Origin of the sequence: Dyella flava (genome assembly GCF_016904955.1) — a bacterium.
In the GTDB taxonomy this organism is placed as follows: domain Bacteria; phylum Pseudomonadota; class Gammaproteobacteria; order Xanthomonadales; family Rhodanobacteraceae; genus Dyella_B; species Dyella_B flava.
This window is the reverse complement of record NZ_JADIKE010000036.1, coordinates 319,729-345,485: the sequence shown is the minus strand read 5'-3', so window position 1 is coordinate 345,485 and position 25,757 is coordinate 319,729. Positions and strand designations below refer to the sequence as shown.

The following is a 25,757-nucleotide window of genomic DNA, read 5'->3' as shown; positions in this document are numbered from 1 at the left end:
AAACAACATGAAACTGCGCTTCCCGAACTTGAAGTTTTTCTCGCTCACCATCAAGGCTCGTCTGATCGTCCTGGTGGGTCTGCTGTGCTTCATGCTGGTCGCCGGTGCGGTGATCGGCCTGGGCTCGATGGCCCGCCAGAACGCCGGCACGCAAGCCATCTACGACAATGAACTGGTACCAACGCAGCTCACCGACACCCTGCGTACCAGTTCGTTGAAGTACTTCATCGCGCTCAACGAGGCCGCCAACCTGATAGGCAAGGCCGATCAGTTGAAGCAGAAAATGACTGAAGTCGCTCGCTACCAGAAGGAGATCGACGATGTCACCGATGCGCTGCAAAAGCGCTCGGCGATGCTGAGCCCCAAGCTGATGGCGGTGGTAAAGGACTATCGGTCGTCCGACAAGGACTACGCCCAGGCGCGCGATGACGTGCTGGATGCCATCAAGCAGAACGACAACTCCGCCACCGATCTGATTGAGATGGAAATGCGTCCGCTGCTGATGCAGCGTCAGGATGCATTGTCCAAGGTGGTCGACACGGAGCGTCAGGAAGCCCAGCAGATCTACCAGGATCAGGTGACAAGCTACGAACACGTGCGCTTGATCACCGTCATTGCCCTGCTCGCCGGCCTGCTGTTCGCGCTGCTGCGCTCGGCCTTGCTGATTCGCTCGATCTCGCACGCGCTGAACTACGCGATGAAGGTCGCCAAGGAAATCGCCGGCGGCAAGCTCGGTCATGAGATCGAAGTAAAGGGTGCGGACGAACTGGCCAACCTGCTCTCCGCGCTGCGCACGATGGACCAGCGCCTGGTGGAAATCGTGGCCGAAGTGCGCCAGGGTTCCGATGCCGTGAGCACCGCCGCGCAGCAGATTGCGCGTGGCAACGATGATCTGAGCCAGCGCACGCAGGAACAGGCTTCGAGCCTGGAAGAAACCGCTTCGTCGATGGAAGAGATGACCTCGACGGTGAAGCAGAACGCGGAAAACGCCAGCCACGCCAACCAGCTCGCCCGCGGTGCGCGCGAACAGGCCGAGCGCGGCGGCGAAGTGGTGGCGCAGGCGGTGACCGCCATGCGCGAGATCAACAGCTCCAGCCGCAAGATCTCCGACATCGTCAGCCTGATCGACGAAATCGCCTTCCAGACCAACCTGCTGGCCTTGAACGCAGCGGTGGAAGCAGCGCGTGCCGGTGAGCAGGGGCGTGGCTTCGCGGTGGTCGCCACCGAAGTGCGCAACCTGGCCCAGCGCAGTGCGGGCGCGGCGAAAGAGATCAAGCTGCTGATCAACGACAGCAATGACAAGGTGCGCACCGGTACCGACCTGGTGGATCAGTCGGGCAAGGCGCTGGCCGACATCGTCGACAGCGTGAAGAAAGTGACCGACATCGTGGCTGAGATCGCCGCTGCCAGCCAGGAGCAATCGGCCGGTATCGATCAGGTCAACAACGCCGTGGCGCAGATGGACGAGATGACCCAGCAGAACGCTGCGCTGGTGGAAGAAGCTTCCGCCGCCGCACGCGCCATGCATGAGCAGTCCAGCGAGCTGTCACGCCAGGTGAGCTTCTTCCGCTTCGGTGATGACGCGGTGGTTGCCGCTGCACCGGCCAAGCCGAAAGCCGCGGAAATCATGGCGGAAACCGAAGCCGTGTTCGCCGCGGTGCGCCAATCGGCGCCGGCTGCTCGCCGCAACGTGCCGGAAACGGCCGACAGCGGTGTGTGGAAGGAATTCTGACAATCAACCAGGCCCTCCCCCAAAGCAGGGGAGGGTTGCGGTGGGGTTGCCGCTTGCGTGGCGTTTCGTGCGAGCAACCACCACCCGGTTTTCGACAAAGATGCGGCTTATGTAGACAAAGGCGACCGCAGCAGTCGCCGAATGGGCGGAGTTTCAAGCAATGGCGACGGCAACCCTGAGCGATTTGAATCCCGCCGCGTCGGGCACGGGTAGCCTGTCGTTGGGCGACGCCGACTTTCAGTTCCTGCGCGACTTCGTTTATCAGCATTGCGGCATCTCGCTGGGCGAACAGAAGCGGCAGCTGGTGCAGGGACGTTTGCTGCGCCGCCTGCGCGCACTGGGCCTGAAAGACTTCAGCGGCTACTGCGAGCTGTTGCGCCGGGATCCTGACGGTGAACTGGGCGAACTGGCCAGCGTGATCAGCACCAATGTCACGTCCTTCTTCCGCGAGATGCATCACTACGATCTGCTGGTCGAGGAATTGCTGCCGCGCTGGCTGGAAGCGAAGAAACAGAGTGGACGCCTGCGCATCTGGTCAGCCGGCTGTTCCACCGGCGAAGAGCCTTATGCGCTGGCCATGGTGCTGGCCGAAGCGCTGGAGCGCACCGGCAGCAAGGTCGATGCACGCATCCTGGCCACCGATCTTTCGCCACAGGCGCTGGAAACCGCGCGGGCCGGAACCTACGCGATGGAACGCATGGGCGGGGTCAGCGATGCACGCCGCAACCGCTGGTTCCTGCGCGGTGAAGGCGCTTACGAAGGCTTGGCCCAAGTGCATCCGCGCTTGCGCGAACTGGTCACCATCCAGCCGCTCAACCTGCTGCACGACTGGCCGATGCGCGGCCCGTTCGACGCGATTTTCTGCCGCAATGTGGTGATCTATTTCGACAAGCCGACCAAGCAGCGTTTGTTCGAACGCTACGCCGGCTTGCTGGAGCAGGGAGGCTATCTGTTCCTTGGTCATTCCGAATCGATGTACGGCCTTAGCGATTCGTTCGAACTGGTCGGCCGTACTGTCTATCGAAAACGTATGTCATGACTGCTCCCATGCCCGGCGTTGCCGTTGCGCCCAATTCAGCGGCCCCCGTTTTGCCTGGTTTCGAGCATATGCGCCGATACTGGGATCCCACCCACGGCTGCATGACCGTCAAAGTGCTGCCCGGCGAGTTCTACGTCAGCGCGCAGGAGGAAATGGTCTCCACCGTGCTCGGTTCCTGCGTGTCGGCCTGCATCCGCGACAACGAACGGCGTATCGGCGGCATGAACCATTTCATGCTGCCCGAGCCGATGACCGGGGAGCGTAATGACTGGTCGTCGGCGATCGGCCGTGCGGCGCGCTATGGCAGCGATGCGATGGAGCAGCTGATCAACGCCATCCTCAAAGCCGGCGGCCGGCGTGACGCGCTGAGCGTGAAGATCTTCGGCGGCGGCCGCGTGCTGGCCCAGATGACCGACGTGGGGCAGCGCAATATCTCGTTTGTGAAGCGTTACCTGGAAACCGAAGGCTTGCCGCTGGCCGCCGCGGACGTGGGCGATATCTACCCGCGCCAGCTGCAGTTTTTCCCGGTCAGCGGGCGGATCCGGGTGCGCCAGTTGCGCACCCAGCGCGACGCCGAACTGGCCGCCAACGAGCAGCGTTACCTCAAGCGTTTGGCAAATGATCCGATAAAGGGAGAAGTGGAGCTGTTTTGATCCGGCTCCCTGGCGTTTGCGGGAGCGAAGGATGAGTGGCGGGGGCGCGAGCGCGTATGTCAATACAGGGGGCATGCGACGCCCAGGTCCGCAGCCCTCGCTACTCACCCTTCGCTCCTGATTGAAGACCGAAGCATTAAGCGGGAAGGTTGCAATGGAAAAAGTTCGCGTCCTGGTAGTCGATGATTCCGCGCTGGTGCGGAAGCTGCTGTCGGCCATGCTCGATTCCGATCCGGGCATCGAGGTCGTCGGCGTGGCTGCCGATCCGTTGATTGCGCGCGACAAGATCAAGCAGCTCAATCCCGACGTGCTCACGCTCGACGTGGAAATGCCGCGCATGGATGGCCTGACCTTCCTCGAAAACCTGATGCGGCTGCGGCCGATGCCGGTGGTGATGGTGTCCTCGCTGACCGAACGCGGCGCCGAGGTCACCTTGCGCGCGCTGGAAATCGGCGCGGTGGATTTCTTCACCAAGCCGTCCAGCGATCTGGCCAATTGCTTTGCCGAGAGCGCGCAGGAAATCTGCGCCAAGGTGAAGATGGCCGCGTTGACCCGTCCGCGCGCCTACACCACGGTGCAGAAACTGGATGTGGCGCCACGCCTTTCCGCCGATGCGGTGTTGCCGCGTTCGCAGTCGCCGGGCACGCGCGGCAGCCAGCGCATCATCGCCGTCGGCGCGTCGACCGGTGGCACCGAAGCGATTCGTGTATTGCTGGAAGCGATGCCGCCGGATGCCCCGCCGATCGTCATCACCCAGCACATTCCGGCGGCTTTCAGCGGCCCGTTCGCTGCCCGCATGAACAACTGCTCGGCCATGCGCGTGAGCGAAGCGCGCGATGGCCAGCCCATCCAGCCCGGCCACGTCTACATCGCACCCGGCGGTGAGCACCTGCTGGTGATGTGGGACGGCGCCAAGCACGTGTGCCGCCTGCACGACGGCCCGCAAGTGAACCGGCACAAGCCCAGCGTGGATGTGCTGTTCCGCTCCACCGCCGCCAGCATCGGCGCGGCCGCCATCGGCTGCCTGCTGACCGGCATGGGCGACGACGGTGCGCGCGGACTGCTCGAACTACGCGAAAGCGGCGCGCCGACCCTGGTGCAGGACGAAGAAAGCTCCGTGGTCTGGGGCATGCCGGGCGCCGCCTGGAAGCTTGGCGCCGCCGACGAAAAGCTGCCGCTCGAACAAATCGCCGCACGCCTGTTGGTGCTGGCGCAACAACCCATTGTCAGCGCACGACGCGCTGCTTCCTGACATATCGGAACATCCTATGTCCGTAAACATGCCCCACGTCGCTGCCCGGCCCTTCGCCGCTCCGCGTCCACTCATCGGCATCGGCGCCAGCCTGGTCGCGCTGCTGCTGTGCCTGTTCTGGAATCCGCTCTGGATGGCGCCGCTGCTGGTGACCGCGCTTTGCGCGGTGTGGATCTTCGAATGCCGGCGGCTGGCGACCCCCACGATCGTGGTGGAAACCACCGCAGAACCGGACAGCACGCCGGTACGCGAAGCGCTGGAAGATATCCGCGGCGCGTTGGTCGATGAGCTTGGCCATGCCTCGCGCGAACTGCATCAGGCACTGGACCTGCTGCGCGATGCGGTGTCCGAGCTCGGCGGCGGCTTCGATGGTTTGTCGCAGAAGACCGGCATGCAGCAATCGCTGCTCAAGCAGATCATCGGCGTGCAGAACGGCGGCGTGTCGGTGCAGGACTTTGCCGCGCGCACCGGCGATCTGCTGGAACACTTCGTAGGCCTGATCGTGCAGCTTTCGCGCGAAAGCCTGCGCATCGTCTATCGCATCGACGGCATGTCCAAAGAAATGGACGCGGTGTTCGCCTTGCTGAAGAACGTCAACACCATTGCCGAGGAAACCAACCTGCTGGCGCTCAACGCCGCGATCGAAGCGGCGCGCGCGGGTGAAGCAGGGCGCGGCTTTGCCGTCGTCGCGGGCGAGATCCGTAATCTGGCCAGCCATTCCAATCAGTTCAACGAACAGATCGGCAGTCACGTCGAGCGTGCCCGCATCGCGATGGAGCAAGTGCGCGGCCTGATCGGTGAACTCGCTTCGCAGGACTTGAACGTGGCGCTCTCCGCCAAGGGCGGCATCGACGCGATGATGGCGCACGTCACCGAAAGCGATGCACGCACCAACGCTGTCGCCGACCAAGTGGTCGAGATCAATCGTGGCCTGGGCAATGACGTCTCCACCACCATCCGCTCGCTGCAGTTCGAAGACATTCTCAGCCAGCTGCTCAATCAGACGCGCTCGCGCCTGGTCGAGTTGCAGGGCGTAGTGGCCGAGACCACGCGCGATATCCAGACCCTGGCCTGCGAGCCGGTGGATGCGCAGGTACTGCGCCAGCATTCCGAGCGCGTGCGTGAGCGCCTGGCCTTGCAGCGCGAGAAGGCACGCATCCGTTCACGCGGTCCGGCGCTGCAGAACAGCATGGATGCCGGCGATATTGAACTGTTCTGAGGAGTGACCGCCATGAGTCTCAATGTTCAACACGATATGGAGCAGGACTGCCTCACCCTGCAGTTCGGCAACCACTTCGATTTCAGCGTACATCGCCAATTCCACGAAGCCTGCCTGGGTGGCCGCAAGCCGTCGCGCAGCTATGTGATCGACCTGGGTGAGGTCGACAGCATGGATAGCTCCGCGCTTGGCATGTTGATGTTGCTGCGTGAGCACGCGGGTGGCGATCGCGCTGAGATTCGCATCGTCAATGCCAGTAGTTCGTTGCGCGGCACTTTGAAAGTGGCTGGCTTCGATAAGCTTTTTACGCTGCACTGATCCAAGCTGCATCGCGCTTGCAAGCATTGGCTCCCTCTCCCCTCCGGGGAGAGGGAGCTATCACGGCAAGTAGGGAGAGCGGCGCAAACGCGACGAATTTTCCATCGCCACAAATTCGCCCATTCTTGAACACCATCGATCTTGCTTATGCAATCGTATGGGTGTCGGGCGTGCCCATCCCTGCGATGACTACGACACGCCCGACACTAGAGAAGTAGCGCGGATCGCCTGGGGGACAGACCCAAACGACCCGCTGGCCACAACAAACTAACTAGGAGTTAGTCATGGTTATCCCCGATTTTACGGCACGCACGCCTACGCGTGCCCCCGCCTTGCCGACATTAGCGCTACTTCACCGCCGCTCAAACTGCGCGGCGTCGGGCCCAAGTGGGTAATCGTCCTAGCGGAAGTTGGCCATTCCGCTGAAACGAGCAGGATTTTTTCCTGCAGTCCCTTCGCCCGCGCGCAATGCGCGGGCGACCTAAACCCGTGGAGCGCCGCAATGGAAAGCACCTACATCGACCCGTTCGGGTTGAAGCATTACCTATTGTCTGAAGACGACTACATCGAACTAAAAAATCTTCAGCGCCTGCTGATGATCATGTCGAACGTAGGCAGCGACGAGGAGTCGCACACCGACGAAGATGGCACCGTGATGATTCCCCGCTGGGAAATGCAACTCACCTTCCAGCTCATCAGCAGATTGATCGGTGAGGCGCTGGAGCATTTAGAGAAGCGCCACCACATCGAACCTCGCAGCCCGATGCGGCATTGACCACGCGAAGATCGGCGTAGGTTGGGTAGGTTGGGTTAGCGCAGCGTAACCCAACGGAACTTCATCGAAGCGATAACCATCGTTGGGTTACGCTGCGCTAACCCAACCTACGCTTCGCTACCGCGCGCAAAAAAAGCCGGCGACATGGGCGTGCCGCCGGCAGGTTCACACACGCACAGAAAAACAGGTTTACCAGGCGCGCACGTCAACCACGGTGAGCGAGTAGCTCTGCATGTCCGCCTGGTAGTGGAGCAGGCGGCCCAGGTCGAAGTCGACCGACTGGCCGGGGCTGATATTGGTGGTGCCGGCCGGCCACCCTTCCCTTGACGACAGCACGTTGCCGGAGCCGTCTTTCGCGTCGAGGCGCACTTGCGCAGCGGCGGCGGTGGAGCAGTTGTTGACGAGCTTGCCTTTCACGCTCAGGCGGGTGCCGATGCCATTGCCGATGGCCGAGACTTTGACGTCCTGGATGGCGAAATCACTGGAGGCACATGCGTGAGCGGCGATGGGGGCGACCATCAGCACGGTCGCAGCGATGAGAGATTTCATATGTCAGTCCTTAGGCCGAGGTGAGCGCGCAGAGCGGCTTGAAAGAGGTATCGGCGACGGGACTGGGAAACTTTAGGGGTGCGTCAGGTAGACGACTGGCATATATAAATAAAAAATCCCCCGAGTCGCCTCGGAGGATTTTGCGAAGCTGGACCGCTGCGCAGGGGGCGCACAGCGGCCACGGACTTGCTTAGAAGCGGTATTCCACCGAAGCCGAGTAGGCCGCGACGTTGGTGCGGATGTGGCCGACGCCCACGTAGTACGGGCTGGTCTCGTTGCCGGCCTGCACGCGGTAGTTGTCGTAGTTCAGCGCCAGGCTGACGTTCTTGGTGACGTCGTAGCCGACGCCCAGGCCGGCGTACAGGCCGTTGTTCCAGGTCTTGTAGCGGCTGTCGAAATCACCGGCGGTGAGGGCCAGCTCGGTGCGCGAGCGCATGTAGCCGGCGTGCGCGGTGACGTACCAGGCCTGGTAGAAGTTGTACTTGGCGTTCAGGCCGATGGTGGCGGCCTGCGGCTTGGCCGAGAACGAGCCGAAGCCATTGCCGATATCAGCCTTCGGGCGGCCGAGGTAGGCGTAGCCGATTTCCGCGCCCACGATGCCGTTCCAGCGCCAGCCGAAGCGGACGTTCTGGAACACGCTGTTGTTGTGGGTCAGCTCGCCGGCGCGAGCCTGGGTCTGGCCCAGGTTGCCGTCAACGAAGAAATTGTCCTGCCAGTTCGGATTGACGTTCGAACCGTAGGTGGGGGTGGTGCTGGCGTCGTCCGCATGGGCCACTTGGCTCAGGACGGGGGACAGGGCAAGGGCGGCCACAGCGGCCGAGAGGGCTAGCTTATTCATGGAGGACTCCATCTCTTTGTTATTGGCCGACACAGGATGGGGAGGTCACTGTGCGGATCGCGCGGGGATACGCGATGTAACAACATTGTAACATCTCTCTTACTTCAAACTTTCCGCAACCTTCTACGCGGAAGCTGTTGTTCAGCTTTAACCGTCGCGAACAACCCCGCGATCTCCTACGAAAATTAAGGAATTGGCTGATTCTGGAAACCATCGGCCAGCGTCGGGCCGATACCGGAAAGCCGTTCAGTCTGTGACCTCTGGCAGGGGAGCGCGACCTGCACAGCTGGCTAGCATCGGATACTTAATGCCGTGTTCACTTTTGTGAGCGCGGCCGAGGCCGCTTGCCGCACAGGAGAACACCTTGAAACGTCACCCGCTTACTGCCGCCATCTTCGCCGCCGCGCTGGGATGCACCGCCTTCGCCGTTCATGCGGACGATGTACCCGCACCGCAGAACGTGCCTTACAGCGCAGGCACGCTGAAGATCGATGTGGATGCCACCGATCTTGCCCATCGCGTGTTCCGCGTGCACGAAGTTGTGCCGGTGGCAGCGGGTCCGCTCACCTTGCTTTATCCGCAATGGATCCCCGGCAATCACTCGCCGAGTGGTCCGATCGACAAGTTCGCCGGCCTGGTGGTGAAAGCCAACGGCCAGGTGCTGCCGTGGACGCGTGACGAATACAACGTCTATGCCTTCCATGTGACCGTACCGCAGGGCGTCAGCTCGCTCGACGTCGAGTTCCAGTACCTGTCACCGCAGGACGTGCGCCAGGGTCGCGTGGTGATGACGCCGGAAATGCTCAACCTGCAGTGGAACACCGTTACGCTTTATCCGGCCGGTTACTACGCGCGCCAGATTCAGACCGAGCCCAGCGTCACGCTGCCGGCCGGCTGGCAGTTCGGCTCGGCACTGGAAGTCGCTTCGCAGGACGGCGGCACCGTGCACTTCAAGCCGATCAACTACGACGACCTGGTCGACTCGCCGATCTATGCCGGCAAATACTTCAAGCGCGTGGATCTCGATCCGGGCGCGAGCACGCCGGTGCACATGGACATCGTGGCGGACGATCCGAAGTACCTGGTGATGACGCCCGAGCAGCTGAAGATTCACGAGAATCTGGTGCAGCAGATGTACAAGCTGTACGGCGCGCATCACTACAACCACTACGACTTCCTGTTCTCGCTCAGCGACAAGATGAGCGGCAACGGTCTTGAACATCATCGCTCCAGCGAAGACGGCACGCCCACCGGCTACTTCACCGAGTGGGACAAGACCTGGGTGATGCGCGATCTGCTGTCGCACGAGTTCAACCATTCCTGGGACGGCAAATACCGCCGTGGCGCCGACCTCGCCACGCCGAATTTCAACGTGCCGATGGGCGATTCGCTGCTGTGGGTTTACGAAGGCCAGACCCAGTTCTGGGGCCAGGTGGTGGCCGCGCGTTCGGGCCTGTGGAGCAGCGACCAGTACCACGAAATGATCGCTGCCGTTGCCGCCACTTATGACAAGGGCCGCCCGGGCCTGGCCAGCTGGCGCAATGTGCAGGACACCACCAACGATCCCACCATCGCCCAGCGTCGTCCGCTGCCTTATCGCAACTACCAGGCCAGCGAAGACTATTACTCGGCCGGTGAGATGATCTGGCTGGATGTGGATGGCAAGCTGCGCGAGCTGACCGGCAACAAGAAGAACATCGACGATTTCGCCAAGGCCTTCTTTGGCGTGAATCCCGGTGCGTGGGACGTCGACACCTACACCTTCGAGGATGTGGTGAAGACGCTCAACGACATCACGCCGTATGACTGGGCCAGCTATCTGCGCACGCGTCTGGATGGTCACGGTCCGCTGACCGGCGGTCTGGAAGCGCACGGCTGGAAGCTGGTCTACAACGACAAGCCGTCCGACGTGATCAAGGCCGTCGAAGCCCTGCGCCACACAGCCGATTTCACCTATTCGCTGGGTCTGTCGATCGGCAAGGAAGGCGCCATCAGCGACGTGCTGTGGGATGGCCCGGCCTTCAATGCCGGCATCTCGCCCGGCATGACGATCGTCGCCGTCAACGGCCAGAGCTATGACCCGGATGTGATGAAGGATGCCGTCACCGCCGCGGCCAAGGACACCAGCCAGCCGATCGAATTGCTGGTGAAGAACTTCGATGAGTACAAGACCGTGCGCATCGACTACCACGGCGGCCTGAAGTATCCGCATCTGGAACGCGACACCAGCAAGCCGGACACCTTGAGCCAGTTGATCAAGGCCCGCTGATCCAGGCGAGCTCCTGCCTCTCTCCTGCGGCGACCGCCGCGGGAGGGAGTGCCTGGGTGAGCCGCTGCGCCCGCGAAAAACGCCATGCGTGGGCGAGCCTCCGCCAACTCCGCTATACTCCCGCTTCGCCGCTGGCCCGCATCCTTCGGATTGCCCATCCAGCGCGCAGCACACCACGCGCCCGTAGCTCAGCCGGATAGAGTAGTGGCTTCCGAAGCCATTGGTCGGGGGTTCGAATCCCTCCGGGCGCGCCATTTCTCTTGATGCGGCGTCGCTATTGCGCGATCCAGCATAGTTTGTCCGTTTTGGACAAACTTCGATGGACGTCCAGCAAGTTTGTCCACCTAACCTGCTTCTGCGGCGGCAGCGATGCCGTTCGTCGATCACGGTTTGTGCTTCGCGCAAGCCGATTGACTCCCCTCCATCGCGTACGGCCTACAATTTCAAGGGAATCTCTAGGACTGCTCCGTCCTTCATGCCTACCGGATCAGTCAATGTTCTAGACGCGACGTACTTCGGCTTCGACTCCAGTGCTTCTCCGACAGGGTGATGCCGCATGGACTCAATCGTGCCCCAAGATTCGAGGAACAGGTCATGCGTTCTGCGCCCAAAAAAGGAACGCGTCAGCGCGCAGGCAGGTCGCAAAAATGTGATCGCGAGTCGCGTCGTCGCCAGCCCCCTTTGCCCATCCGCCGCGTTCGAATCCCCCTTTGCGATCTTCGTCACTCGTGGCATCGTTGCCCTGGGTCACTCCGTCGAGGGTGAGCTGTGAGATAGTCGTGAGCTTCATCTCGTTGCTCCTTGTATTCAGAGATCGGGTTCGCTGAGTTTAAGACCGAGGCTGAGCCAAACCTCGATGACTTCGGCCTGCACTTTATGTGCCCCGCCTGTGGGCGTCGGAAGCTTCCGTTGCCGATGCGTGAGAGATCCGGACGTTCGCTTCCGACCCTGAGGTGTCATCCGACATCTCGACCTGGCTGCCACAAAGCCGCCGGTCGGAACTTTGCCCGCGCTCGACATGCGCAGTTTGGGTTCAGAGCGGTAGAGGAGCTACGTGCGATTTGCGCCCGTAGGGTCATCCACTTGCAAATCACCCAAGTGCGCCTTACAGTGAACCATATGGTTCACTATCAAACCCGCCTCGATACAACGTTCGCCGCGCTCTCCGATGTCACCCGACGCGGCGTGCTGGAGCAGCTCGGGGGTTCAGACGCCTCAATCACCGACCTTGCCCAAAGGTTTCAGATGACCCTCACGGGCATGAAGAAGCACGTCAGCATCTTGGAGCAGGCGGGGCTCGTGATCACGGAGAAGGTTGGACGCGTACGAACCTGCAAACTCGGGCTGCGCCGGCTGGAAGAAGAGGCCGCATGGATCGAGCGGCACCGCGAACTCTGGAGCGCACGTTTCGACGCGCTGGACAAGCTTGTCGAGCACTTGAACCGCAAGGAGAGGGCAAATGCCAGAAGCAAAAGAAAGTAGTTCCGCCGCCATGAACCGCACCGTTGTGGAACGCAAGTCCGACCTCGAACTCGTCGTGACGCGAACGTTCAATGCCCCGGCGCACATCGTCTTCGAAGCGTGGAGCAAACCCGAATTGTTCAAACAGTGGTGGGTTCCGAAGTCGGCGGGTATGTCGCTGCTCTCGTGCGACATGGATATTCGCACCGGGGGCACGTATCTCCTCGTGTTCCGCCATCCGGCCTTCGATCAACCGATGACGTTCTTCGGCACGTACAAAGAAGTAACGCCGCACAAGCGTCTCGTATGGACGAACGAAGAAAGCGATCAGGGAGCCGTGACTACGGTGACGTTCGAAGAAAATGCCGGCAAAACGCGGGTCACCCTGCACGAACGCTACCCAACAACGGAGGCCCTCGACGAAGCCCTCGCCGGTTCGGCGGAAGGCCTACCCGAACAGTTCGCGCAGTTGGATGAGTTGCTCGCAGGCGGATCGTGACCACGCCGCGGTCACCGGCGCATGGAAGGGGTGACGATGAAACACACGGTCACCCCCGCGCTGGACCGTTCGGCACCCCGTGAGGACGATATGCTCAGACGCGATTTCCTGAAGACTGCCATGGCGACCGCAGTACTGACCGCGGCCCTTCGCGTTCAAGCCAAGCAGACTCTTGCCACTTCGAACGAGCATTTTGCCGACGTCAATGGCCAGCATCTCTTTTACAGCGTGCATGGCGCCGGCAAGCCGCTCATTCTTCTCCACGGTGGCATCGACCCGGACAGCTTCGGGAGCAATCTGGCCGAACTGGCTGCGGGCCGGCAGGTGATCGCTCCCCATCTCCAGGCACATGGGCGCACGCCAGACGCGGACAGGCCACTGCGCAGTGAAACGATGGGCGATGACATTGCCGCGCTGATCGGCCATCTGAACCTCGGCAAGGCCGACGTCATGGGCTACTCGCTGGGTGCCAGCGTCGCGCTGCAGACCGCCATCCGCCATCCGGACGTGGTCGACCGGCTTGTGCTCGTGTCCGCGGCAATGAGGCAGGACGGCTTTTATCCGGAGGTGGTGGCGGCCTTCAAGCAGTTGGAGGCCAACGCTGCCACGTTCGGTCCTGGCGTAAAGGCATCGCCGTTAGGGAAGGCCTATCCCGATGTCGATTGGACCAACCTCTTCAGGAAGGTTGGTGACCTGACCAAACGCCCCTTCGACTGGAGCGCCGACGTCGCCAAGCTTCAGGCACGCACACTGCTGGTCTTTGCCGACGCTGACGCCATCCGGCCCGAACACATGGTCGAGTTCTGGAAGGCGTTGGGAGGCGGCCAGCGCGATGCCGGGATCGATGGCTCCCTGCGGCCCGCAAACGAGCTCGCCATCTTGCCGAATACCACCCACTACACACTCCCCGTCGAGCCGATGCTGTCGGGGATCGTCGAACGCTTCCTCGGAGTTGCATTGAAGGCAGCAGGTTAGGGGCCCGCGAAGCGCTCGCGGAGCTATCACAGCGCGTGAGAGTTGCATGAGTCCTTCGATGTTCTGAACAATCGGACTTGCCACCGCGGACACGTGATGGTCCATGAAGGAATAAAGGAGTAACTCGATGCAAACAGGCAGGGCTGTACCAGCTTACTCTTGCGCATAGCGTCCGCTTTCACCCAAAACAGACATTGCAGGTGAGGACGTAGGGCGGCCTTTGGGCACTATCGTGGACGCTTTGACCCTGCCGCCGAGCATCGACGTCTGCTTAACCTTGTCCCCGAGGTTTGCTTGCCGGACAGATGTGCGTCGAACCAATCGTCGATCGATTCATTCAGTGCCTCACTGCGGTCATCCCGCAGCAACGCCGAGCAAAGTCGATGCAACCAAGATCGCGAGGACAAGAGCAGCGATCAGAGCGAAGTCGAATTCACGGCGAAAAAGAAAGCACACACCCATCGTCGCGACGCGAATGGTCGGGAGCGCAATCAACAGGACGATTCCGGTTGAGACAAGACGATCAGCTCCCGATCGTGCGCTTGCGGCAAACGTGCGCAGCACCATCCCGATCGCGATGAGCCAGCATGACACCCCGCTTCCACGGCTCAGGAGCCACGCCAAGCGGCTGTTCAATCGATCAGCAGCGCTGCACATCGGCGTCGTCATACCCCAAAGACTCTGCGTACGCCCACCGCTGCGAGGATCATCTGAATCGCCAAGACCAGCAGCGCGGCTACGAAGACCAAGCGAAGTTTGTTCGGCGAGATGAGCACCAGGAGGCGTGCGCCCAGAAGTGCACCGACGACCGACCCTAGCGCAACGGGGCCCGCGATCGTCGGCACGATCGCGCCGCGGATGAAATAGGCGCCTGCGCTCGCGGCTGCCGTTACACCTATCATGAAGTTCGACGTCGCGGACGAGACCTTGATCGGCAAGCGAAGCGCGGTGTCCATGGCCGGGATCTTTAGTACACCGCTGCCGATCCCAAGTAGCGCGGACAGCAGCCCGGCGCCGTACATCAAGGCGAGGCCCGCCGTCAGGCGCTCGACCCGATAGGCCACATCGCCGCCGATGGCGCGGTCTGGATAGACAGAGTCAAGCCGGCGCACCCACCCATCGTTCGGTCCGTCATGAGGATGCGCAGCGGCGTTCCCTCGGCGCATCAGCATCTGCCAAGCGGAAACCAGAAGCACCATGGCGAATACCGCATAGAGAACTGAAACCGGAACGACACCGGAAAGCAGCACGCCGCTCGCAGCTCCGAGGGTGGTCGCTGTCTCCAACACAATCGCGAGCCTCACGTTCGTAAGACGCTCCTTGAGGAACGACGCAGCGCTACCGCAGGAACAGGCGATCACGGAAACGATGCTGGCACCAATGGCGACGCGAACATCCACACCTGCGATGAGGGTCAAGATAGGGACGATGAAGATGCCGCTGCTCATTCCGAGCGCCCCACCCAGGGCGCTCGCGCCCACCGAGATACAAAAGAGTCCCGGAACAGATGTTGCCAACATGCAATCTCACTTCTGGCCAGGAGGAACTCGGCGTCGGGCCAAGCGTGTCTTGAACCGAATGTAGTCGCCCCGGTAATACAGCCTTTCGTAGTCGACGGCGCGATGTCCCGAGGTGTAAGAAGTTCGCTCGATCAAGAAGATCGGACTGCCGACGGGAATTTCCAGCGCCATCGCGACGGTGGGATCAGCCACGGTGGCTTCCAGAACATATTCAGCCTCGACCAGCGGAGTGTCGTATCGCTCTTCCAGCAGAGTGAAGATGGGCTCTTTGGCGAGGTCATCGGTTATCACCCTGCGGCCGAGTTGCTCCGGCAGATAGGTCTCGTCGAACGAGAGTGGCACGCCGTCTGACAATCGCACGCGCCGAATTTGCACCACCGCTGTTCCTGCAGGAACGGCAAGTTTCTCTGCGACGAGCGAGGCGGCCGGAACAATCTCTCGACTGAGCACGCGGGCGGTGGGTGTTCGGCCCAAGGCCCGCATATCCTCAACGAAGCCGGTCAACTCTGCGAGTTCTTGAACCATTCTCGGCGAGGCCACAAATGTCCCTCGACCACGTCTGATTTCCACCAGGCCCTGCCGTACGAGGTTCTGAATCGTCACGCGGACGGTGGTCCGGCTAACGCCAAACTCGCGGCTCAGTTCCTCTTCCGATGGAAGTTGCGTTCCAACCGGCATCGCGCCGCTCGAAATACGGGCTGCGAGAACATCTTCGATCTGGGCGTAAAGCGGCAGACGCGTTGAAGGGCTTTCGGGCATGCTGAGACGCGACCTCTTTGGGGTATCGACGAATACCTAGTTGGCCACCTGCTTGGTGTCAACGAAAAGCTTGGCGGGCATGGCGGAACTCAGTTTATTCGAAGACGAACAACCGTTTTCGGCAGGGATGCCAAAAACAATACGAGGCAAACGCAAAGAAGCACGATGTCCTTGTATAGAAATTCTCCGGCAAGGTTCCACGCTATGGGGTCCGTGGACAGGCTCCATGTCACGACTCCTGGTGTCGTGAAGAAAAACGACCAAGTGATCATGAAAGTGCCGACACCCATCAAGGAGCCGATGGCCGACAGAACGGGGATGAATGCTCCAGCAGCAAGCGCCACTGCCGTTGTCAGCTCAACAACACCAAGCAGATTAGCCTCACCCCGAATTCCGAATATGGATAGCCAGGAAACAAACGGGCTGTTGGAGATATACACGGCGATACCATGTGCCGATTGCGGCGTGAATTTCTGTATGCCGAACGAAATAAAAATCAGAACCATCACCCATCTGAGAATGGCAAGCAGCCAATAGGAGCCTTCGCCTCTCTCGGCGATGTTGAACTCTTTAAGCATACGTAACCTCTTCTCTCGTCTGCCGCCGCGCAGATACTGCGGGCAAGGTATTCAGGTCGATCCTGCGCCAACTGTTCTGTGATTCGGTCTTCACGCAGACAGTTGGGCGTCCGCGAACCATCCGACCCGGAGGGATGGGCGTATCACGGCAGTCCTTTATTTGTATGTACACATCATGACATCATGATGTCTCTATGTCAAGCGCATTCAAGCCAGGCAGTGCTCTCGGGTCTTAGATGAGTTGAGAGCAAAACCATGTCCGCTTTCGACTGCGGACATAACTAACCAGGGACACAGGAGGGACACGCGGCGCGGCGCGTCCAAACAAAATCACTTAGACCGCTTGCATAGCATCCACTGCTTGCTTGGAAAGTGGAGCCAGACGATGGCGAGCGTTCGCCATCGCCTGGCCATGCGGAATGCCGGATTTCCCGGTTCCGCATCAAGGCGCTCATCAGCATGAGCCTTGCAAGCGAGCAACTCCAGGTAACTCATCACTTGCCAGACGCAACTGCAGCTTGTTCGATCAGCTTGGCGACCTCGGTGGGGTGCGACATATAGACCACGTGGCTCGCATTGATCTCGATGGTCTTGCTGCCGGCGCGCTTGGTCATGAAGCGCTCGAGATCCGGATTGATCGCGCGGTCTGCAGTGGCGACAACAGCCCAGCTCGGCTTCATCCTCCACGCGGCGGCGGTGATTGGCGTACCGAAGGACTTGGCTGCTGGCATAACCTGGGAAAGCGCCATGAACTTCGCTTCATCGGCAGGAAGATCAGCAGCGAAGTCCTGATGGAATTGAGCCGGATCCAGATACAGGTAGCCATCAGCGGTTGCCTTGATCGCCTTGGTGGCGGACGGCATCTTGTTGTTCAGCACCATGGCGCTTTCGCCGGTATCCGGCTGGAACGCTGCCACATAGACCAGACCGGCAACCTTGGCGTCATTACCGGCTTGGGAGACCACTGCACCACCGTAGCTATGTCCGACCAGGATGCTTGGGCCGTCCTGCGCATCGATCACGCGTGTGGTTGCTTTGACGTCATCCTCGAACGAGGTTTCCGGCTCCTGTACGACGGAGACTTTGTAGCCATCGCGGGTCAGGATATCGGATACGGCTTGCCAGCCCGAGCCATCGGCGAAGTAACCGTGGACAAGGACGATGTTCTTGACCGGCGCCGCCGTAGCGGCCTGGGCACCCACGGCGGCAAAGGAAAGGGCGAGTGCGGCGGCGATACGGCTTACACGGGATGCGGTTTTCATGTTCGTACTCCAGAAGTCAGTTGAGGGATCGAGAAGGCTTCGGCAGGCCTTGCTTGCCTGGCTTTGCCATCCTACTAGTTGGTAGGATAAGCTGCAAGCACTTTCTCACCTTGGCGATTTTCCCTTGCTGGATATACACTTACGCGTATCCGACCAACTAGATGGTAGATATTTGCATGACCAACAGTGGAGAAATCACCGCCGGGAAGATCCTGGAAGCAGCGCGCCAACTCATCATGCGGCGTGGTTACAGCGGCTTTAGCTATGCCGACATCTCCGACGCCATCGACATCCGCAAGGCGAGCATCCATCACCACTTCCCGACCAAGACGGATCTGGCCATTGCGGTGGTAAGGCAACATCGCGAGATGTTCGATACCGACCTGCTGACCTTGCAGGCGAGCGGCGCCGATGCATTGACGCAGTTGCGAGCCTATGTCGGTTATTGGGAACGGTGCATCGCGGACGACAGTGCACCGTTTTGCGTTGCCGGCATGTTGGGTGCGGAGCTTCCCGCGCTACCAGACGAAGTGGCGCAGGAGGTGCGCGCGTATTTCGAAAACTTCGACAAGTGGCTGGAAGAGGTGCTTGCGTCAGGCGCCAAAAGCAAACAGCTCAAGCTCAGGGGCACTGCCAAGTCGGAGGCCAAATTGCTCGTGTCTCTCATCTATGGCGCGATGCTGGCTGCACGAGCCTATGGCAATGCCGAGCTCTTCAAGGACGTGGCCAATGACGCCATTGCACAACTTAGCCGGCCATAGGCAATTCGATACGGGCCGTTCCGGCAAGCGGGCAAACCATGTTGAATCGCCGTTGGCCGTTGCCCGCGGCGGTCGCTTCCGCTGGTGCGTCACGAAGCGCGCTTGGGCAACTTCCAATCCGGCCGAATGAAGTGGCAGGTATAGCCGTCGGGATAGCGTTCCAGATAATCCTGATGTTCCGGCTCTGCTTCCCAGAAGGGGCCGGCGGGCGCAATCTCGGTCACGATCTTGCCTGGCCACAGACCTGAGGCGTTCGCGTCGGCCACGGTGTCTTCCGCGACGCGCTTTTGCTCTTCGTCGAGATAGAAGATGGCCGAGCGATAGCTCATGCCGACATCGTTGCCTTGGCGGTTCTTGGTGGTTGGATCGTGGATCTGGAAGAAGAATTCGAGAATGCGGCGGTAGTCCAGCTGGCCCGGATCGAACACGATCTCGATCGCCTCGGCATGCGTGCCATGATTGCGATACGTCGCATTGGCCACGTCACCACCCGTGTAGCCCACGCGCGTGGACAGTACGCCCGGATAGCGCCGCAACAGATCCTGCATGCCCCAAAAACACCCGCCCGCCAGGACGGCCGTTTCGCTTGGCTTGTTCATACGGGGTACCTCATCAGAAGCTGTTTCAACATCGGGAATCACCGATGTGCCTGTGAAAAGGCCATATGGTGACGATATCCGAAAAATTCCAGCCGGGCAGGCGAGCCATGCGCGATGCTTGCTGCGGGATGTCCGTGAGCGCATCGGTAGGTACGTTCGTCTGCCACGCAGTGACTGGTCGGCGAACACAACCCGATGCGTTACGCGCGCGTGAGTTGACTGACTTTCTCCATGACGCGCGCAAAATTTTCCATGAGTCCGGATTCAGCCAGGAGCTGCCCCTGGTTGCTGGTGCCCGCGTCTTTGACGAGCTTCGGCATCAGGTGCATCACCCTTTCGGCGCCAGCTAAAAATTCGTCCTTTTCAAGCAGGAAGCCAAATTGTTCCGCCACATAAAGCTGATGCAGCATGTCCGATACACCATGGCAATACATGTGGAATGTATTGGACATCTGTGCTTGATGAACTCTTAGAAAGCTCAAGGGAGTCTTTATATAAGCGATCTTGCCCTTGCTCATCAGCACGACCCACGAGGCCATATCCGAGTTGCACCCATACTGGCGACCGGCGCACACCCCGAAAGGCTCTGTCAGCATCGACAGCCGGAATAGGACCGTGGTTGGTTCGCCGATCAGGTTGTGGGCTGTCCGAAGACACAGGTTGGCAACCTCGGCGCCATTAAAGGACTTGCTTTCGTTCAGATACAGGTTAAGGCCGCCGACTTCCTCCCCCGCGACGTCGTTTTCATCAATGCACACGCGGGATGATGTGACCAGCGCAACATCCTTGTCACTGCGCATGACCTTCATCATCACCTCGATTTTCTGGGGATGGAAAAGATCATCGTCCATCAGGTAATTGATGAACTGGCCGCGCGCCAGATCCATGCATTTACGGAAATTGCCGATGCCGCCAAGACGGGGTTTGTTGCGCACGTACTTGATGTTCTTGGCGACCTTTCGATACGCGAGCACCAGCTTTTCCGTTTCGTCGTTGGTGCTGTCGTCACCGACAATGATTTCGATGTTTTTGTAGCTCTGTACCAAAGCCGACTTCAGCGCCTTTTCAAAATAGCGCGGTCGGTTATAGGTAGGAATCAAAATGCTCACCAGTGGATCGGTGCCCACTGTTCCCGTCGCCATGTGGAGTTACTCCGTCCAAGCCAAGTCAATGCCCGCTATCCAGAACCCATCGATAGCATGCTGATTCATCGGTAGCCCTGTTTCGGCCACTCTACATCGAACTAAAGCCAGAGTTGAAGCTTGGCATGTTAATTGCTGCTAGCTACCCGGACGTCAATTTAATGGCGTGTGGCGGGTTTGCTACCGCCTTTGAATCGAATGGTCGGAGTGGCAGATGTCAGTTCAGCTTTTTGTGCCGAGTTTTCGCGTGGACGAATGCCTGCTTGAAATCAGGGAATGCCTTGAAAAGGGCTGGACCGGCAGCGGCTTCAAGACCTTGCAGTTCGAGGATGCGTGGAAGGAATACACCGGCTTGCCGAATGCGCATTTCGTAAGCTCGAACACGGTGGGGTTGCATCTCGCCTTCAAGATTCTCAAGGACCGCCATCAGTGGCGTGACGGCGATGAGGTGATTACCACGCCGCTGACCTTCGTATCGACCAATCACGCCATCGTGCACACCGGGCTCAAGCCGGTATTCGCCGATGTCGACGATTCACTCTGCCTCGATCCTGAGAGCATTCTGTCAAACATCACCGAGCGCACGCGTGCCGTGGTCTTTGTCGGCATCGGCGGTAACGTCGGCCAGTATGAACGGGTGCGCCAGCTGTGCGACGGGCGCGGCATCAAGGTGATTCTGGATGCCGCCCACATGGCGGGAACGCGTCTTCACGGCAGGCACGTATGCGGCGACGCCGACGCGACCGTTTTCAGTTTCCAGGCCGTCAAGAATTTGCCGACCGCGGATTCCGGCATGGTCTGCTTCAAGCACGAGGAAGATGATGTACAAGCGCGTAAATTGAGCTGGCTTGGCATCAGCAAGGACACCTTCGCCCGCACCATGTCCCATGGCGCCTACAAATGGATGTACGACGTGGAAGACGTCGGCTTCAAGTACCATGGAAACTCCATCATGGCCGCGATCGGCCTGGTGCAGCTCAAATACCTGGACGCGGACAATGCCTATCGACACCAGTTGGCCAAATGGTATGAAGCCAGGCTTGGCGGCCACCAGCACATTGGCCTGATTCCCATGGCGGAAGGTTGCGAATCCTCGCGCCATCTCTTTCAGATCCGCATCGCGAACCGGGACGAGATGATCCTGATCCTCAACAAGCACGACATCTTCCCCGGCGTGCATTACCGGGACAACACCGAATACCGCATGTACAGAGAGTTCAGCGGTCTTTGTCCTCAGGCGCATGCCGCGAGCAGTGAAATCCTGTCGCTGCCGATGCACATGGGCGTCACGCGCAAGGATGTGCACACCATCAGCGACATCATCCTGCAATACGCCAAGGCATGAAGCAGCCGATCCCGCCATTTTCACATGGTCCGATCAGGCTACGCCTTCTGCAGGAAGACGATCTGCCAGCGACGCTTGAGTGGCGAAACCGGGATGGGGCGCGTCAACAGTTCTTTTCCGGTGAGCTGATCAGCTGGGACCATCACGTGGCTTGGTTCACCCGCTATGCGGATAAAAACGATGACTTCGTCTTCATCGCCGAAGAGCTGGAATCCGGGCAGCGTATCGGCCAGGTTTCCCTGTACGACGTTAACCTGGCGCACGCCGATGCCGAAGTAGGTCGGTTTATCGTTGCTCCCGAATTCGCCGGCAGGGGACTGATGCGCGCCGCCATTGAGGCGCTTTCTCTGCTTGCTGCAACGAGTCTCGGACTCCATCGGCTTCGGTTGGAGGTCAAGGCGTCCAACAGTCGTGCGTATCAGCTTTATGAAAGTCTTCGGTTCGAAGTCACCGAGCGAAGTGACAGTGTCATCCACATGGAGCGAAAGCTGGCGGATGGCCCCTGACCAGTGAGAGGTCCGGAAACGCTTTCCTGCGCGGCCGGATGAGCCTTGGTCCTTGTTCCGCATTGAGCATCTGGGGTTGAGACATCTTGCTCGGCGATCCGATTTGGCTATCGCTGCTTTTCAAGCAAGCTCATTCATCCCGATTCGTCGCCTTGACGAAATCGACGAATGCGCGCAGCGGCGCAGGCATCAGGTGGCGGCTTGGGAAGTAAAGGAACGGCCCGCTGAAGCGTTGCCACCATGACTCAAGAATAGGTTCGAGCTGGCCGCGATCAAAATAAGGGCGCAGCCAATCCTCGAACAGATAAATGATGCCGGCCCCGGCCACCGCTGCGTCGACGCCAAGATCAGTGGCCGTGCCAATGCGGACGATCAAGGGGCCGGAAGGCTCCAGCTTGACCAGCTGGCCTGCGCGCTCGAACTCCCATGCGTTGATCATCCCGCTGCTGAAGCGGCCGCGGATACATGCATGTGACAACAAGTCCTGCGGATGTTGCGGGCGTCCGTGGCGGTCGAGATATGCTGGTGATGCCGCGACAGCGAAGCGTTGTACGCGGGGCCCGATCGGTATTGCGATCATGTCCTGTTCGAGCCGTTCGTCGTAGCGGATGCCTGCATCGCATCCGGAGGTCAGGAGATCAACAAAACTGTCTTCGGCAATGATCTCCACCTGCACTTCCGGATACGCGGCGAGGAAGGCGGGGAGGAGCGCCGGCAGCACCAGTCGCGCTGCACTCACTGGCACATTGAGCCGCAAGGTGCCGATCGGTTTGTCGCGGGCACTGTTGACGACGTCGAGCGCCGATTCCACTTCGGCCAATGCAGGACCCAGGCGATCGAGCAAGCGCCTGCCTGCTTCGGTCGGCACGACGCTGCGCGTGGTGCGGTTCAGCAGCCTGACGCCCAACTGGGTTTCGAGTCGTCGCACCGCTTCGCTCAGCCCGGAAGGGCTCATGCCCCCAGACCGTGCGGCGTCGCGAAAGCCGCCGGCCCTGGCCACCGACATAAAGGCGTTCAAGTCGCTGAGATCGACGTTCATTGTTCGCTAATCCGCACGGGTCGTGCAGATTGTGCGCTCTTATCGCGCGATCAAACAACGCTTAGGCTTTGCAGCTATCCATGAGAGGAGGTTGACGATGTCCATGACCCGTAAATCCGAGGTGTTTGTGCTGGGCGACCGCGCTGTTAAGCGGCTCGGCTATGGCGCCATGCAATTGGCCGGACCCGGCGTATTCGGACCGCCCAAGGACCACGCTGCCGCACTGGCCGTCCTGCGCGCCGCGGTGGAGTCCGGCGTAGACCATATCGACACCAGCGATTTTTACGGTCCACACGTCACCAACAAGTTGATCCGGGAAGCGCTTGCGCCTTATCCGGATGAGCTGGTGATCGTTACCAAAATCGGTGCGCGCCGCGGCGAAGACAAATCGTGGATCCCGGCTTTCTCGCGCGAAGAGCTCACGCAGGCCGTCCACGACAACCTGCGCAACCTCGGCGTGGATGTGCTCGAGGTCGTGAACCTGCGCATCATGATCAATCCACATGGCCCGGCTGAGGGGTCCATCGAGGCGCCGCTCTCGATCCTTGCCGATCTTCAGCGGCAAGGTCTGGTTCGTCACATCGGGCTAAGCAACGTGACGGCCGCACAGGTCGAGCAGGGGCGAAAAATCTGTCCGATCGTATGCGTGCAAAATCACTACAACCTGGTGCATCGACACGACGATGCATTGATCGACAGCCTGGCGCGCGATGGTATCGCCTATGTGCCGTACTTTCCGCTGGGCGGATTCACTCCGCTGCAATCGTCGGTGCTGTCGGACGTTGCACGGCGCCTGGATGCGACGCCGATGCAGGTGGCCATTGCATGGCTGCTTCGCCGCGCGCCGAACGTGCTGCTTATTCCCGGCACATCTTCCCTCGCGCATCTCAACGAAAACCTTGCCGCGGCCAATCTGAACGTGCCCGATGAAGTGATGGCCATGCTGGACGGCATTGCGACGCAACCGACGGCAGAGCATTCCGAGCATGGCGCACTCAGCCAACGCGCTTGAACTGTTCGTGAGCTGATGGTCGATGGTCAGCGCAAGGATGCGTCGGATAGGTGTCGTTGTCGCCACGGTAGGCAAAGAAAAAGCCCGGCCGGAGCCGGGCTTTTTCGTGACGCTTTGCAACTGTCCAATTACTGCTGGACCTGCAATTCCGTACGACGGTTGCGCGCACGACCGGCTGCCGTCTTGTTGGTGTCGATCGGATCGTTCTCGCCATGCCCGATCGGGCCTTCCAGGCGGCTCGGGTCGATGCCATGCGCGGTCAGGTAGTCGTACACGATCTTCGCACGACGTTCCGACAGACCCTGGTTGTACTGCGGGGTACCCACGCTGTCGGTGTAGCCGGCGACCGTCACGTGCACCTGCGGATAGCGCTTGAGCGTGTCCACCGCCTGATCCAGGATCGCCATCGAATCGGAAGCCGGCACGGCCAGCGTCGGTTCGATGTTGGTCTCGCCCTTCTTCGGACGATCGAACTTGAAGTTCACGCCCTTCAGATCGATAACGACCTTCTGCGGGCAACCATCCGGACCCACGATCGTGCCTTCCGGCAGATCCGGGCACTTGTTGTCGCACAGGTTCACGCCGTTGCGGAACTGCTTGGAGCAGTCAGGTTGCGGCGGCGGGGGCGGCGGAGGCGGCGCGGCAGGAGCCGGCGGCGGGCCGATACGGAACAGCACTGCGAAGTCGACCACGGCGTCGCCATAGCCGTTGCGCTGCGGGAAGGTCTTGTCGTCCCAGTCGTAGCGGTATTTGACTTCGGCGCGGACGTCGATGTTCGGAGTGACTGTCTTCGACAGGCCTACACCGCCTTCAGCGGCGGGCTCAACCTTGTGATCGAAGGAGTTGATGTGCTGGCTGGCCATGATGCCGCCGACCAGGTAGGGGCGCCATGCGTCCCAATCGAGGAAGAAGTAACGCGCGTCAACGCCAATGTTGTTGCTTGCCCAGCGGCCACCGGGATCGACCGAGCTACGGAAGCGGCGGTCCGTGCGGTCCGCGAAGATATCGATCGACACGTTCGGGTTAATGAACTTGCCGACATCAAGACCGTAGTAGATCTGATTGCGGTTGGTGTAGCGCTTGGCGTCGTTGTGATACCAGCCAACCATTGGGCCGATATACCAGCGATCGTCGTAGTTGGTGTTGGTGACGTCATTACTGGTCGAACTGCCCGCGGCAGTAGACGTATTGTCTTGCGCATGCACGACACCGGCGCCGCCCAGAGCAAGTGCAACTAAAAAATACAGACTCCTACGCTTCATCATGAGGTGTCTCCTCTTTATGTGATATCGACGTTTATCCGGGGGAGGATGAAACGCCGCCAGCTTCATGCAGCCGATGCGGCCTGTTTAACACCAGCAGCTTGGCAAGTTCCACCAAGGTCCTGCGAATCCCTCCGCCTTTCGTGTAGGTTTAGTTTTCCTTCTCCTTCTGAACTGAAGCGAAAATCGCTGTTAGCTCCAGCTATGTCGCCCGAGCTGGGGGAGATAATACTTTTAACGCGGTATTTATTGTGAACGCGTGGCGTCTGGGACATGTCTCGAAAGTGTGAAAATCCCCTTCACAGATCGTTGTCAAAGCGGAAGATTGCCTGCCTAGTTATGTTAATTTGCCGACAACACATGGGCCTGGTCATTAATATAGACCCATCCGCG

At 60.2% G+C, this 25,757-nt stretch carries 27 protein-coding genes and 1 tRNA gene; 16 read left to right on the top strand and 12 right to left on the bottom strand.

Features of this window, described 5'->3' with window-relative positions; all coding sequences use genetic code 11:
• Window positions 1-7: 7 nt before the first annotated feature.
• The 7 genes from ISP19_RS12945 to ISP19_RS12915 all read left to right on the top strand — a co-directional run bounded on the left by ISP19_RS12945 (window position 8) and on the right by ISP19_RS12915 (window position 6,988).
• Entirely contained in the window at window positions 8-1,732 is a 1,725-nt protein-coding gene (locus ISP19_RS12945) for a methyl-accepting chemotaxis protein (RefSeq protein ID WP_204682800.1), read from the top strand.
• Window positions 1,733-1,892: 160 nt separating this feature from the next.
• On the top strand, window positions 1,893-2,771 hold the full coding sequence (locus tag ISP19_RS12940; RefSeq protein ID WP_204682799.1) for a CheR family methyltransferase: 879 nt from the start codon (window positions 1,893-1,895) through the stop codon (window positions 2,769-2,771).
• A gap of 68 nt (window positions 2,772-2,839) precedes the next feature.
• Window positions 2,840-3,424 carry a chemoreceptor glutamine deamidase CheD gene (gene cheD, locus ISP19_RS12935; RefSeq protein ID WP_239556773.1) on the top strand — a complete coding sequence of 195 codons (585 nt, stop codon included), beginning with the start codon at window positions 2,840-2,842 and terminating at the stop codon, window positions 3,422-3,424.
• Between the two features lie 154 nt (window positions 3,425-3,578).
• Window positions 3,579-4,676: a protein-glutamate methylesterase/protein-glutamine glutaminase gene (locus ISP19_RS12930; protein ID WP_204682798.1), complete on the top strand. Its 1,098-nt coding sequence runs from the start codon at window positions 3,579-3,581 to the stop codon at window positions 4,674-4,676.
• Window positions 4,677-4,692: 16 nt separating this feature from the next.
• Window positions 4,693-5,895, top strand: coding sequence for a methyl-accepting chemotaxis protein (locus tag ISP19_RS12925; RefSeq protein WP_239556772.1), 1,203 nt, complete (start codon window positions 4,693-4,695; stop codon window positions 5,893-5,895).
• Between the two features lie 12 nt (window positions 5,896-5,907).
• Window positions 5,908-6,213 carry an STAS domain-containing protein gene (locus tag ISP19_RS12920; protein WP_204682797.1) on the top strand — a complete coding sequence of 102 codons (306 nt, stop codon included), beginning with the start codon at window positions 5,908-5,910 and terminating at the stop codon, window positions 6,211-6,213.
• A 502-nt stretch (window positions 6,214-6,715) separates the two neighbouring features.
• Window positions 6,716-6,988, top strand: a complete 273-nt coding sequence (locus ISP19_RS12915; protein ID WP_204682796.1) for an XAC0095 family protein — start codon at window positions 6,716-6,718, stop codon at window positions 6,986-6,988.
• A 189-nt stretch (window positions 6,989-7,177) separates the two neighbouring features.
• Here ISP19_RS12915 and ISP19_RS12910 read toward each other — a convergent pair whose 3' ends face one another.
• Together ISP19_RS12910 and ISP19_RS12905 are read right to left on the bottom strand one after the other, a co-directional pair.
• Window positions 7,178-7,537, bottom strand: a complete 360-nt coding sequence (locus ISP19_RS12910; RefSeq protein ID WP_204682795.1) for a hypothetical protein — start codon at window positions 7,535-7,537, stop codon at window positions 7,178-7,180.
• Window positions 7,538-7,727: 190 nt separating this feature from the next.
• Window positions 7,728-8,375: an outer membrane protein gene (locus ISP19_RS12905; protein WP_204682794.1), complete on the bottom strand. Its 648-nt coding sequence runs from the start codon at window positions 8,373-8,375 to the stop codon at window positions 7,728-7,730.
• Window positions 8,376-8,739: 364 nt separating this feature from the next.
• Here ISP19_RS12905 and ISP19_RS12900 point away from each other — a divergent pair, with 364 nt between their 5' ends.
• Entirely contained in the window at window positions 8,740-10,644 is a 1,905-nt protein-coding gene (locus tag ISP19_RS12900; RefSeq protein WP_204682793.1) for a M61 family metallopeptidase, read from the top strand.
• A gap of 177 nt (window positions 10,645-10,821) precedes the next feature.
• Window positions 10,822-10,898 (top strand) — tRNA-Arg (locus ISP19_RS12895).
• A 338-nt stretch (window positions 10,899-11,236) separates the two neighbouring features.
• Here ISP19_RS12895 and ISP19_RS12890 read toward each other — a convergent pair.
• Window positions 11,237-11,434: a hypothetical protein gene (locus ISP19_RS12890; protein WP_204682792.1), complete on the bottom strand. Its 198-nt coding sequence runs from the start codon at window positions 11,432-11,434 to the stop codon at window positions 11,237-11,239.
• 293 nt (window positions 11,435-11,727) lie between these two features.
• Between ISP19_RS12890 and ISP19_RS12885 the strand changes: the two genes are divergently transcribed.
• The 3 genes from ISP19_RS12885 to ISP19_RS12875 are packed head-to-tail and all read left to right on the top strand — an operon-like array spanning window position 11,728 to window position 13,579.
• Window positions 11,728-12,126: an ArsR/SmtB family transcription factor gene (locus ISP19_RS12885; RefSeq protein ID WP_204682791.1), complete on the top strand. Its 399-nt coding sequence runs from the start codon at window positions 11,728-11,730 to the stop codon at window positions 12,124-12,126.
• Complete coding sequence (locus ISP19_RS12880; RefSeq protein WP_239556771.1) at window positions 12,104-12,604, top strand: SRPBCC family protein; 501 nt, start codon at window positions 12,104-12,106, stop codon at window positions 12,602-12,604. Before ISP19_RS12885 ends, ISP19_RS12880 begins: the two co-directional genes overlap by 23 nt.
• Before the next feature lie 36 nt (window positions 12,605-12,640).
• The gene (locus ISP19_RS12875; protein ID WP_239556770.1) at window positions 12,641-13,579 is read left to right on the top strand and encodes an alpha/beta fold hydrolase; all 939 of its coding nucleotides are present in this window, start codon (window positions 12,641-12,643) and stop codon (window positions 13,577-13,579) included.
• Between the two features lie 354 nt (window positions 13,580-13,933).
• Here ISP19_RS12875 and ISP19_RS12870 read toward each other — a convergent pair whose 3' ends face one another.
• The 5 genes from ISP19_RS12870 to ISP19_RS12850 form a co-directional block, all read right to left on the bottom strand.
• Window positions 13,934-14,248: a DUF1634 domain-containing protein gene (locus tag ISP19_RS12870; RefSeq protein ID WP_204682790.1), complete on the bottom strand. Its 315-nt coding sequence runs from the start codon at window positions 14,246-14,248 to the stop codon at window positions 13,934-13,936.
• A complete protein-coding gene (locus tag ISP19_RS12865) occupies window positions 14,245-15,099 on the bottom strand; it encodes a sulfite exporter TauE/SafE family protein (RefSeq protein WP_204682789.1) in 855 nt (284 codons plus the stop codon). The genes ISP19_RS12870 and ISP19_RS12865 overlap by 4 nt, the downstream gene beginning before the upstream one ends.
• Before the next feature lie 6 nt (window positions 15,100-15,105).
• Complete coding sequence (locus tag ISP19_RS12860) at window positions 15,106-15,858, bottom strand: GntR family transcriptional regulator (RefSeq protein ID WP_204682788.1); 753 nt, start codon at window positions 15,856-15,858, stop codon at window positions 15,106-15,108.
• Between the two features lie 89 nt (window positions 15,859-15,947).
• The gene (locus tag ISP19_RS12855) at window positions 15,948-16,436 is read right to left on the bottom strand and encodes a DUF417 family protein (RefSeq protein WP_204682787.1); all 489 of its coding nucleotides are present in this window, start codon (window positions 16,434-16,436) and stop codon (window positions 15,948-15,950) included.
• Between the two features lie 494 nt (window positions 16,437-16,930).
• Window positions 16,931-17,698 carry an alpha/beta hydrolase gene (locus ISP19_RS12850; protein ID WP_204682786.1) on the bottom strand — a complete coding sequence of 256 codons (768 nt, stop codon included), beginning with the start codon at window positions 17,696-17,698 and terminating at the stop codon, window positions 16,931-16,933.
• Between the two features lie 176 nt (window positions 17,699-17,874).
• Here ISP19_RS12850 and ISP19_RS12845 point away from each other — a divergent pair, with 176 nt between their 5' ends.
• Window positions 17,875-18,459 carry a TetR/AcrR family transcriptional regulator gene (locus ISP19_RS12845; protein WP_204682785.1) on the top strand — a complete coding sequence of 195 codons (585 nt, stop codon included), beginning with the start codon at window positions 17,875-17,877 and terminating at the stop codon, window positions 18,457-18,459.
• Window positions 18,460-18,548: 89 nt separating this feature from the next.
• On the opposite strand, the gene msrA is transcribed toward ISP19_RS12845, so the two are convergent.
• Window positions 18,549-19,058 carry a peptide-methionine (S)-S-oxide reductase MsrA gene (gene msrA / locus ISP19_RS12840; RefSeq protein ID WP_204682784.1) on the bottom strand — a complete coding sequence of 170 codons (510 nt, stop codon included), beginning with the start codon at window positions 19,056-19,058 and terminating at the stop codon, window positions 18,549-18,551.
• A gap of 200 nt (window positions 19,059-19,258) precedes the next feature.
• Window positions 19,259-20,200, bottom strand: a complete 942-nt coding sequence (locus ISP19_RS12835) for a glycosyltransferase family 2 protein (protein ID WP_204682783.1) — start codon at window positions 20,198-20,200, stop codon at window positions 19,259-19,261.
• Window positions 20,201-20,414: 214 nt separating this feature from the next.
• On the opposite strand from ISP19_RS12835, the gene ISP19_RS12830 reads away from it, so the two are divergent.
• Both ISP19_RS12830 and ISP19_RS12825 read left to right on the top strand, forming a co-directional pair.
• Entirely contained in the window at window positions 20,415-21,545 is a 1,131-nt protein-coding gene (locus ISP19_RS12830; RefSeq protein ID WP_204682782.1) for a DegT/DnrJ/EryC1/StrS family aminotransferase, read from the top strand.
• Window positions 21,542-22,051 carry a GNAT family N-acetyltransferase gene (locus ISP19_RS12825; protein WP_204682781.1) on the top strand — a complete coding sequence of 170 codons (510 nt, stop codon included), beginning with the start codon at window positions 21,542-21,544 and terminating at the stop codon, window positions 22,049-22,051. Before ISP19_RS12830 ends, ISP19_RS12825 begins: the two co-directional genes overlap by 4 nt.
• 130 nt (window positions 22,052-22,181) lie before the next feature.
• Here ISP19_RS12825 and ISP19_RS12820 read toward each other — a convergent pair whose 3' ends face one another.
• Entirely contained in the window at window positions 22,182-23,069 is an 888-nt protein-coding gene (locus tag ISP19_RS12820; protein WP_204682891.1) for a LysR family transcriptional regulator, read from the bottom strand.
• Between the two features lie 118 nt (window positions 23,070-23,187).
• Between ISP19_RS12820 and ISP19_RS12815 the strand changes: the two genes are divergently transcribed.
• Window positions 23,188-24,102, top strand: coding sequence for an aldo/keto reductase family oxidoreductase (locus tag ISP19_RS12815; RefSeq protein WP_204682780.1), 915 nt, complete (start codon window positions 23,188-23,190; stop codon window positions 24,100-24,102).
• 128 nt (window positions 24,103-24,230) lie between these two features.
• Here the strand turns inward: ISP19_RS12815 and ISP19_RS12810 are convergent, their stop codons facing one another.
• Window positions 24,231-25,364, bottom strand: coding sequence for an OmpA family protein (locus ISP19_RS12810; RefSeq protein ID WP_204682890.1), 1,134 nt, complete (start codon window positions 25,362-25,364; stop codon window positions 24,231-24,233).
• Between the last annotated feature and the right edge of the window lie 393 nt (window positions 25,365-25,757).

Excerpts from the sequence above, each read along its gene's own strand:
- ISP19_RS12945 (WP_204682800.1), top strand. The coding sequence starts at position 8 with ATGAAACTGCGCTTCCCGAACTTGAAGTTTTTCTCGCTCACCATCAAG.
- ISP19_RS12940 (WP_204682799.1), top strand. The coding sequence starts at position 1,893 with ATGGCGACGGCAACCCTGAGCGATTTGAATCCCGCCGCGTCGGGCACG.
- cheD (WP_239556773.1), top strand. The coding sequence starts at position 2,840 with ATGCGCCGATACTGGGATCCCACCCACGGCTGCATGACCGTCAAAGTG.
- ISP19_RS12930 (WP_204682798.1), top strand. The coding sequence starts at position 3,579 with ATGGAAAAAGTTCGCGTCCTGGTAGTCGATGATTCCGCGCTGGTGCGG.
- ISP19_RS12925 (WP_239556772.1), top strand. The coding sequence starts at position 4,693 with ATGTCCGTAAACATGCCCCACGTCGCTGCCCGGCCCTTCGCCGCTCCG.
- ISP19_RS12920 (WP_204682797.1), top strand. The coding sequence starts at position 5,908 with ATGAGTCTCAATGTTCAACACGATATGGAGCAGGACTGCCTCACCCTG.
- ISP19_RS12915 (WP_204682796.1), top strand. The coding sequence starts at position 6,716 with ATGGAAAGCACCTACATCGACCCGTTCGGGTTGAAGCATTACCTATTG.
- ISP19_RS12910 (WP_204682795.1), bottom strand. The coding sequence starts at position 7,537 with ATGAAATCTCTCATCGCTGCGACCGTGCTGATGGTCGCCCCCATCGCC.
- ISP19_RS12905 (WP_204682794.1), bottom strand. The coding sequence starts at position 8,375 with ATGAATAAGCTAGCCCTCTCGGCCGCTGTGGCCGCCCTTGCCCTGTCC.
- ISP19_RS12890 (WP_204682792.1), bottom strand. The coding sequence starts at position 11,434 with ATGAAGCTCACGACTATCTCACAGCTCACCCTCGACGGAGTGACCCAG.
- ISP19_RS12880 (WP_239556771.1), top strand. The coding sequence starts at position 12,104 with ATGCCAGAAGCAAAAGAAAGTAGTTCCGCCGCCATGAACCGCACCGTT.
- ISP19_RS12875 (WP_239556770.1), top strand. The coding sequence starts at position 12,641 with ATGAAACACACGGTCACCCCCGCGCTGGACCGTTCGGCACCCCGTGAG.
- ISP19_RS12870 (WP_204682790.1), bottom strand. The coding sequence starts at position 14,248 with ATGACGACGCCGATGTGCAGCGCTGCTGATCGATTGAACAGCCGCTTG.
- ISP19_RS12865 (WP_204682789.1), bottom strand. The coding sequence starts at position 15,099 with ATGTTGGCAACATCTGTTCCGGGACTCTTTTGTATCTCGGTGGGCGCG.
- ISP19_RS12860 (WP_204682788.1), bottom strand. The coding sequence starts at position 15,858 with ATGCCCGAAAGCCCTTCAACGCGTCTGCCGCTTTACGCCCAGATCGAA.
- ISP19_RS12855 (WP_204682787.1), bottom strand. The coding sequence starts at position 16,436 with ATGCTTAAAGAGTTCAACATCGCCGAGAGAGGCGAAGGCTCCTATTGG.
- ISP19_RS12850 (WP_204682786.1), bottom strand. The coding sequence starts at position 17,698 with ATGAAAACCGCATCCCGTGTAAGCCGTATCGCCGCCGCACTCGCCCTT.
- ISP19_RS12845 (WP_204682785.1), top strand. The coding sequence starts at position 17,875 with ATGACCAACAGTGGAGAAATCACCGCCGGGAAGATCCTGGAAGCAGCG.
- msrA (WP_204682784.1), bottom strand. The coding sequence starts at position 19,058 with ATGAACAAGCCAAGCGAAACGGCCGTCCTGGCGGGCGGGTGTTTTTGG.
- ISP19_RS12835 (WP_204682783.1), bottom strand. The coding sequence starts at position 20,200 with ATGGCGACGGGAACAGTGGGCACCGATCCACTGGTGAGCATTTTGATT.
- ISP19_RS12830 (WP_204682782.1), top strand. The coding sequence starts at position 20,415 with ATGTCAGTTCAGCTTTTTGTGCCGAGTTTTCGCGTGGACGAATGCCTG.
- ISP19_RS12825 (WP_204682781.1), top strand. The coding sequence starts at position 21,542 with ATGAAGCAGCCGATCCCGCCATTTTCACATGGTCCGATCAGGCTACGC.
- ISP19_RS12815 (WP_204682780.1), top strand. The coding sequence starts at position 23,188 with ATGTCCATGACCCGTAAATCCGAGGTGTTTGTGCTGGGCGACCGCGCT.
- ISP19_RS12810 (WP_204682890.1), bottom strand. The coding sequence starts at position 25,364 with ATGAAGCGTAGGAGTCTGTATTTTTTAGTTGCACTTGCTCTGGGCGGC.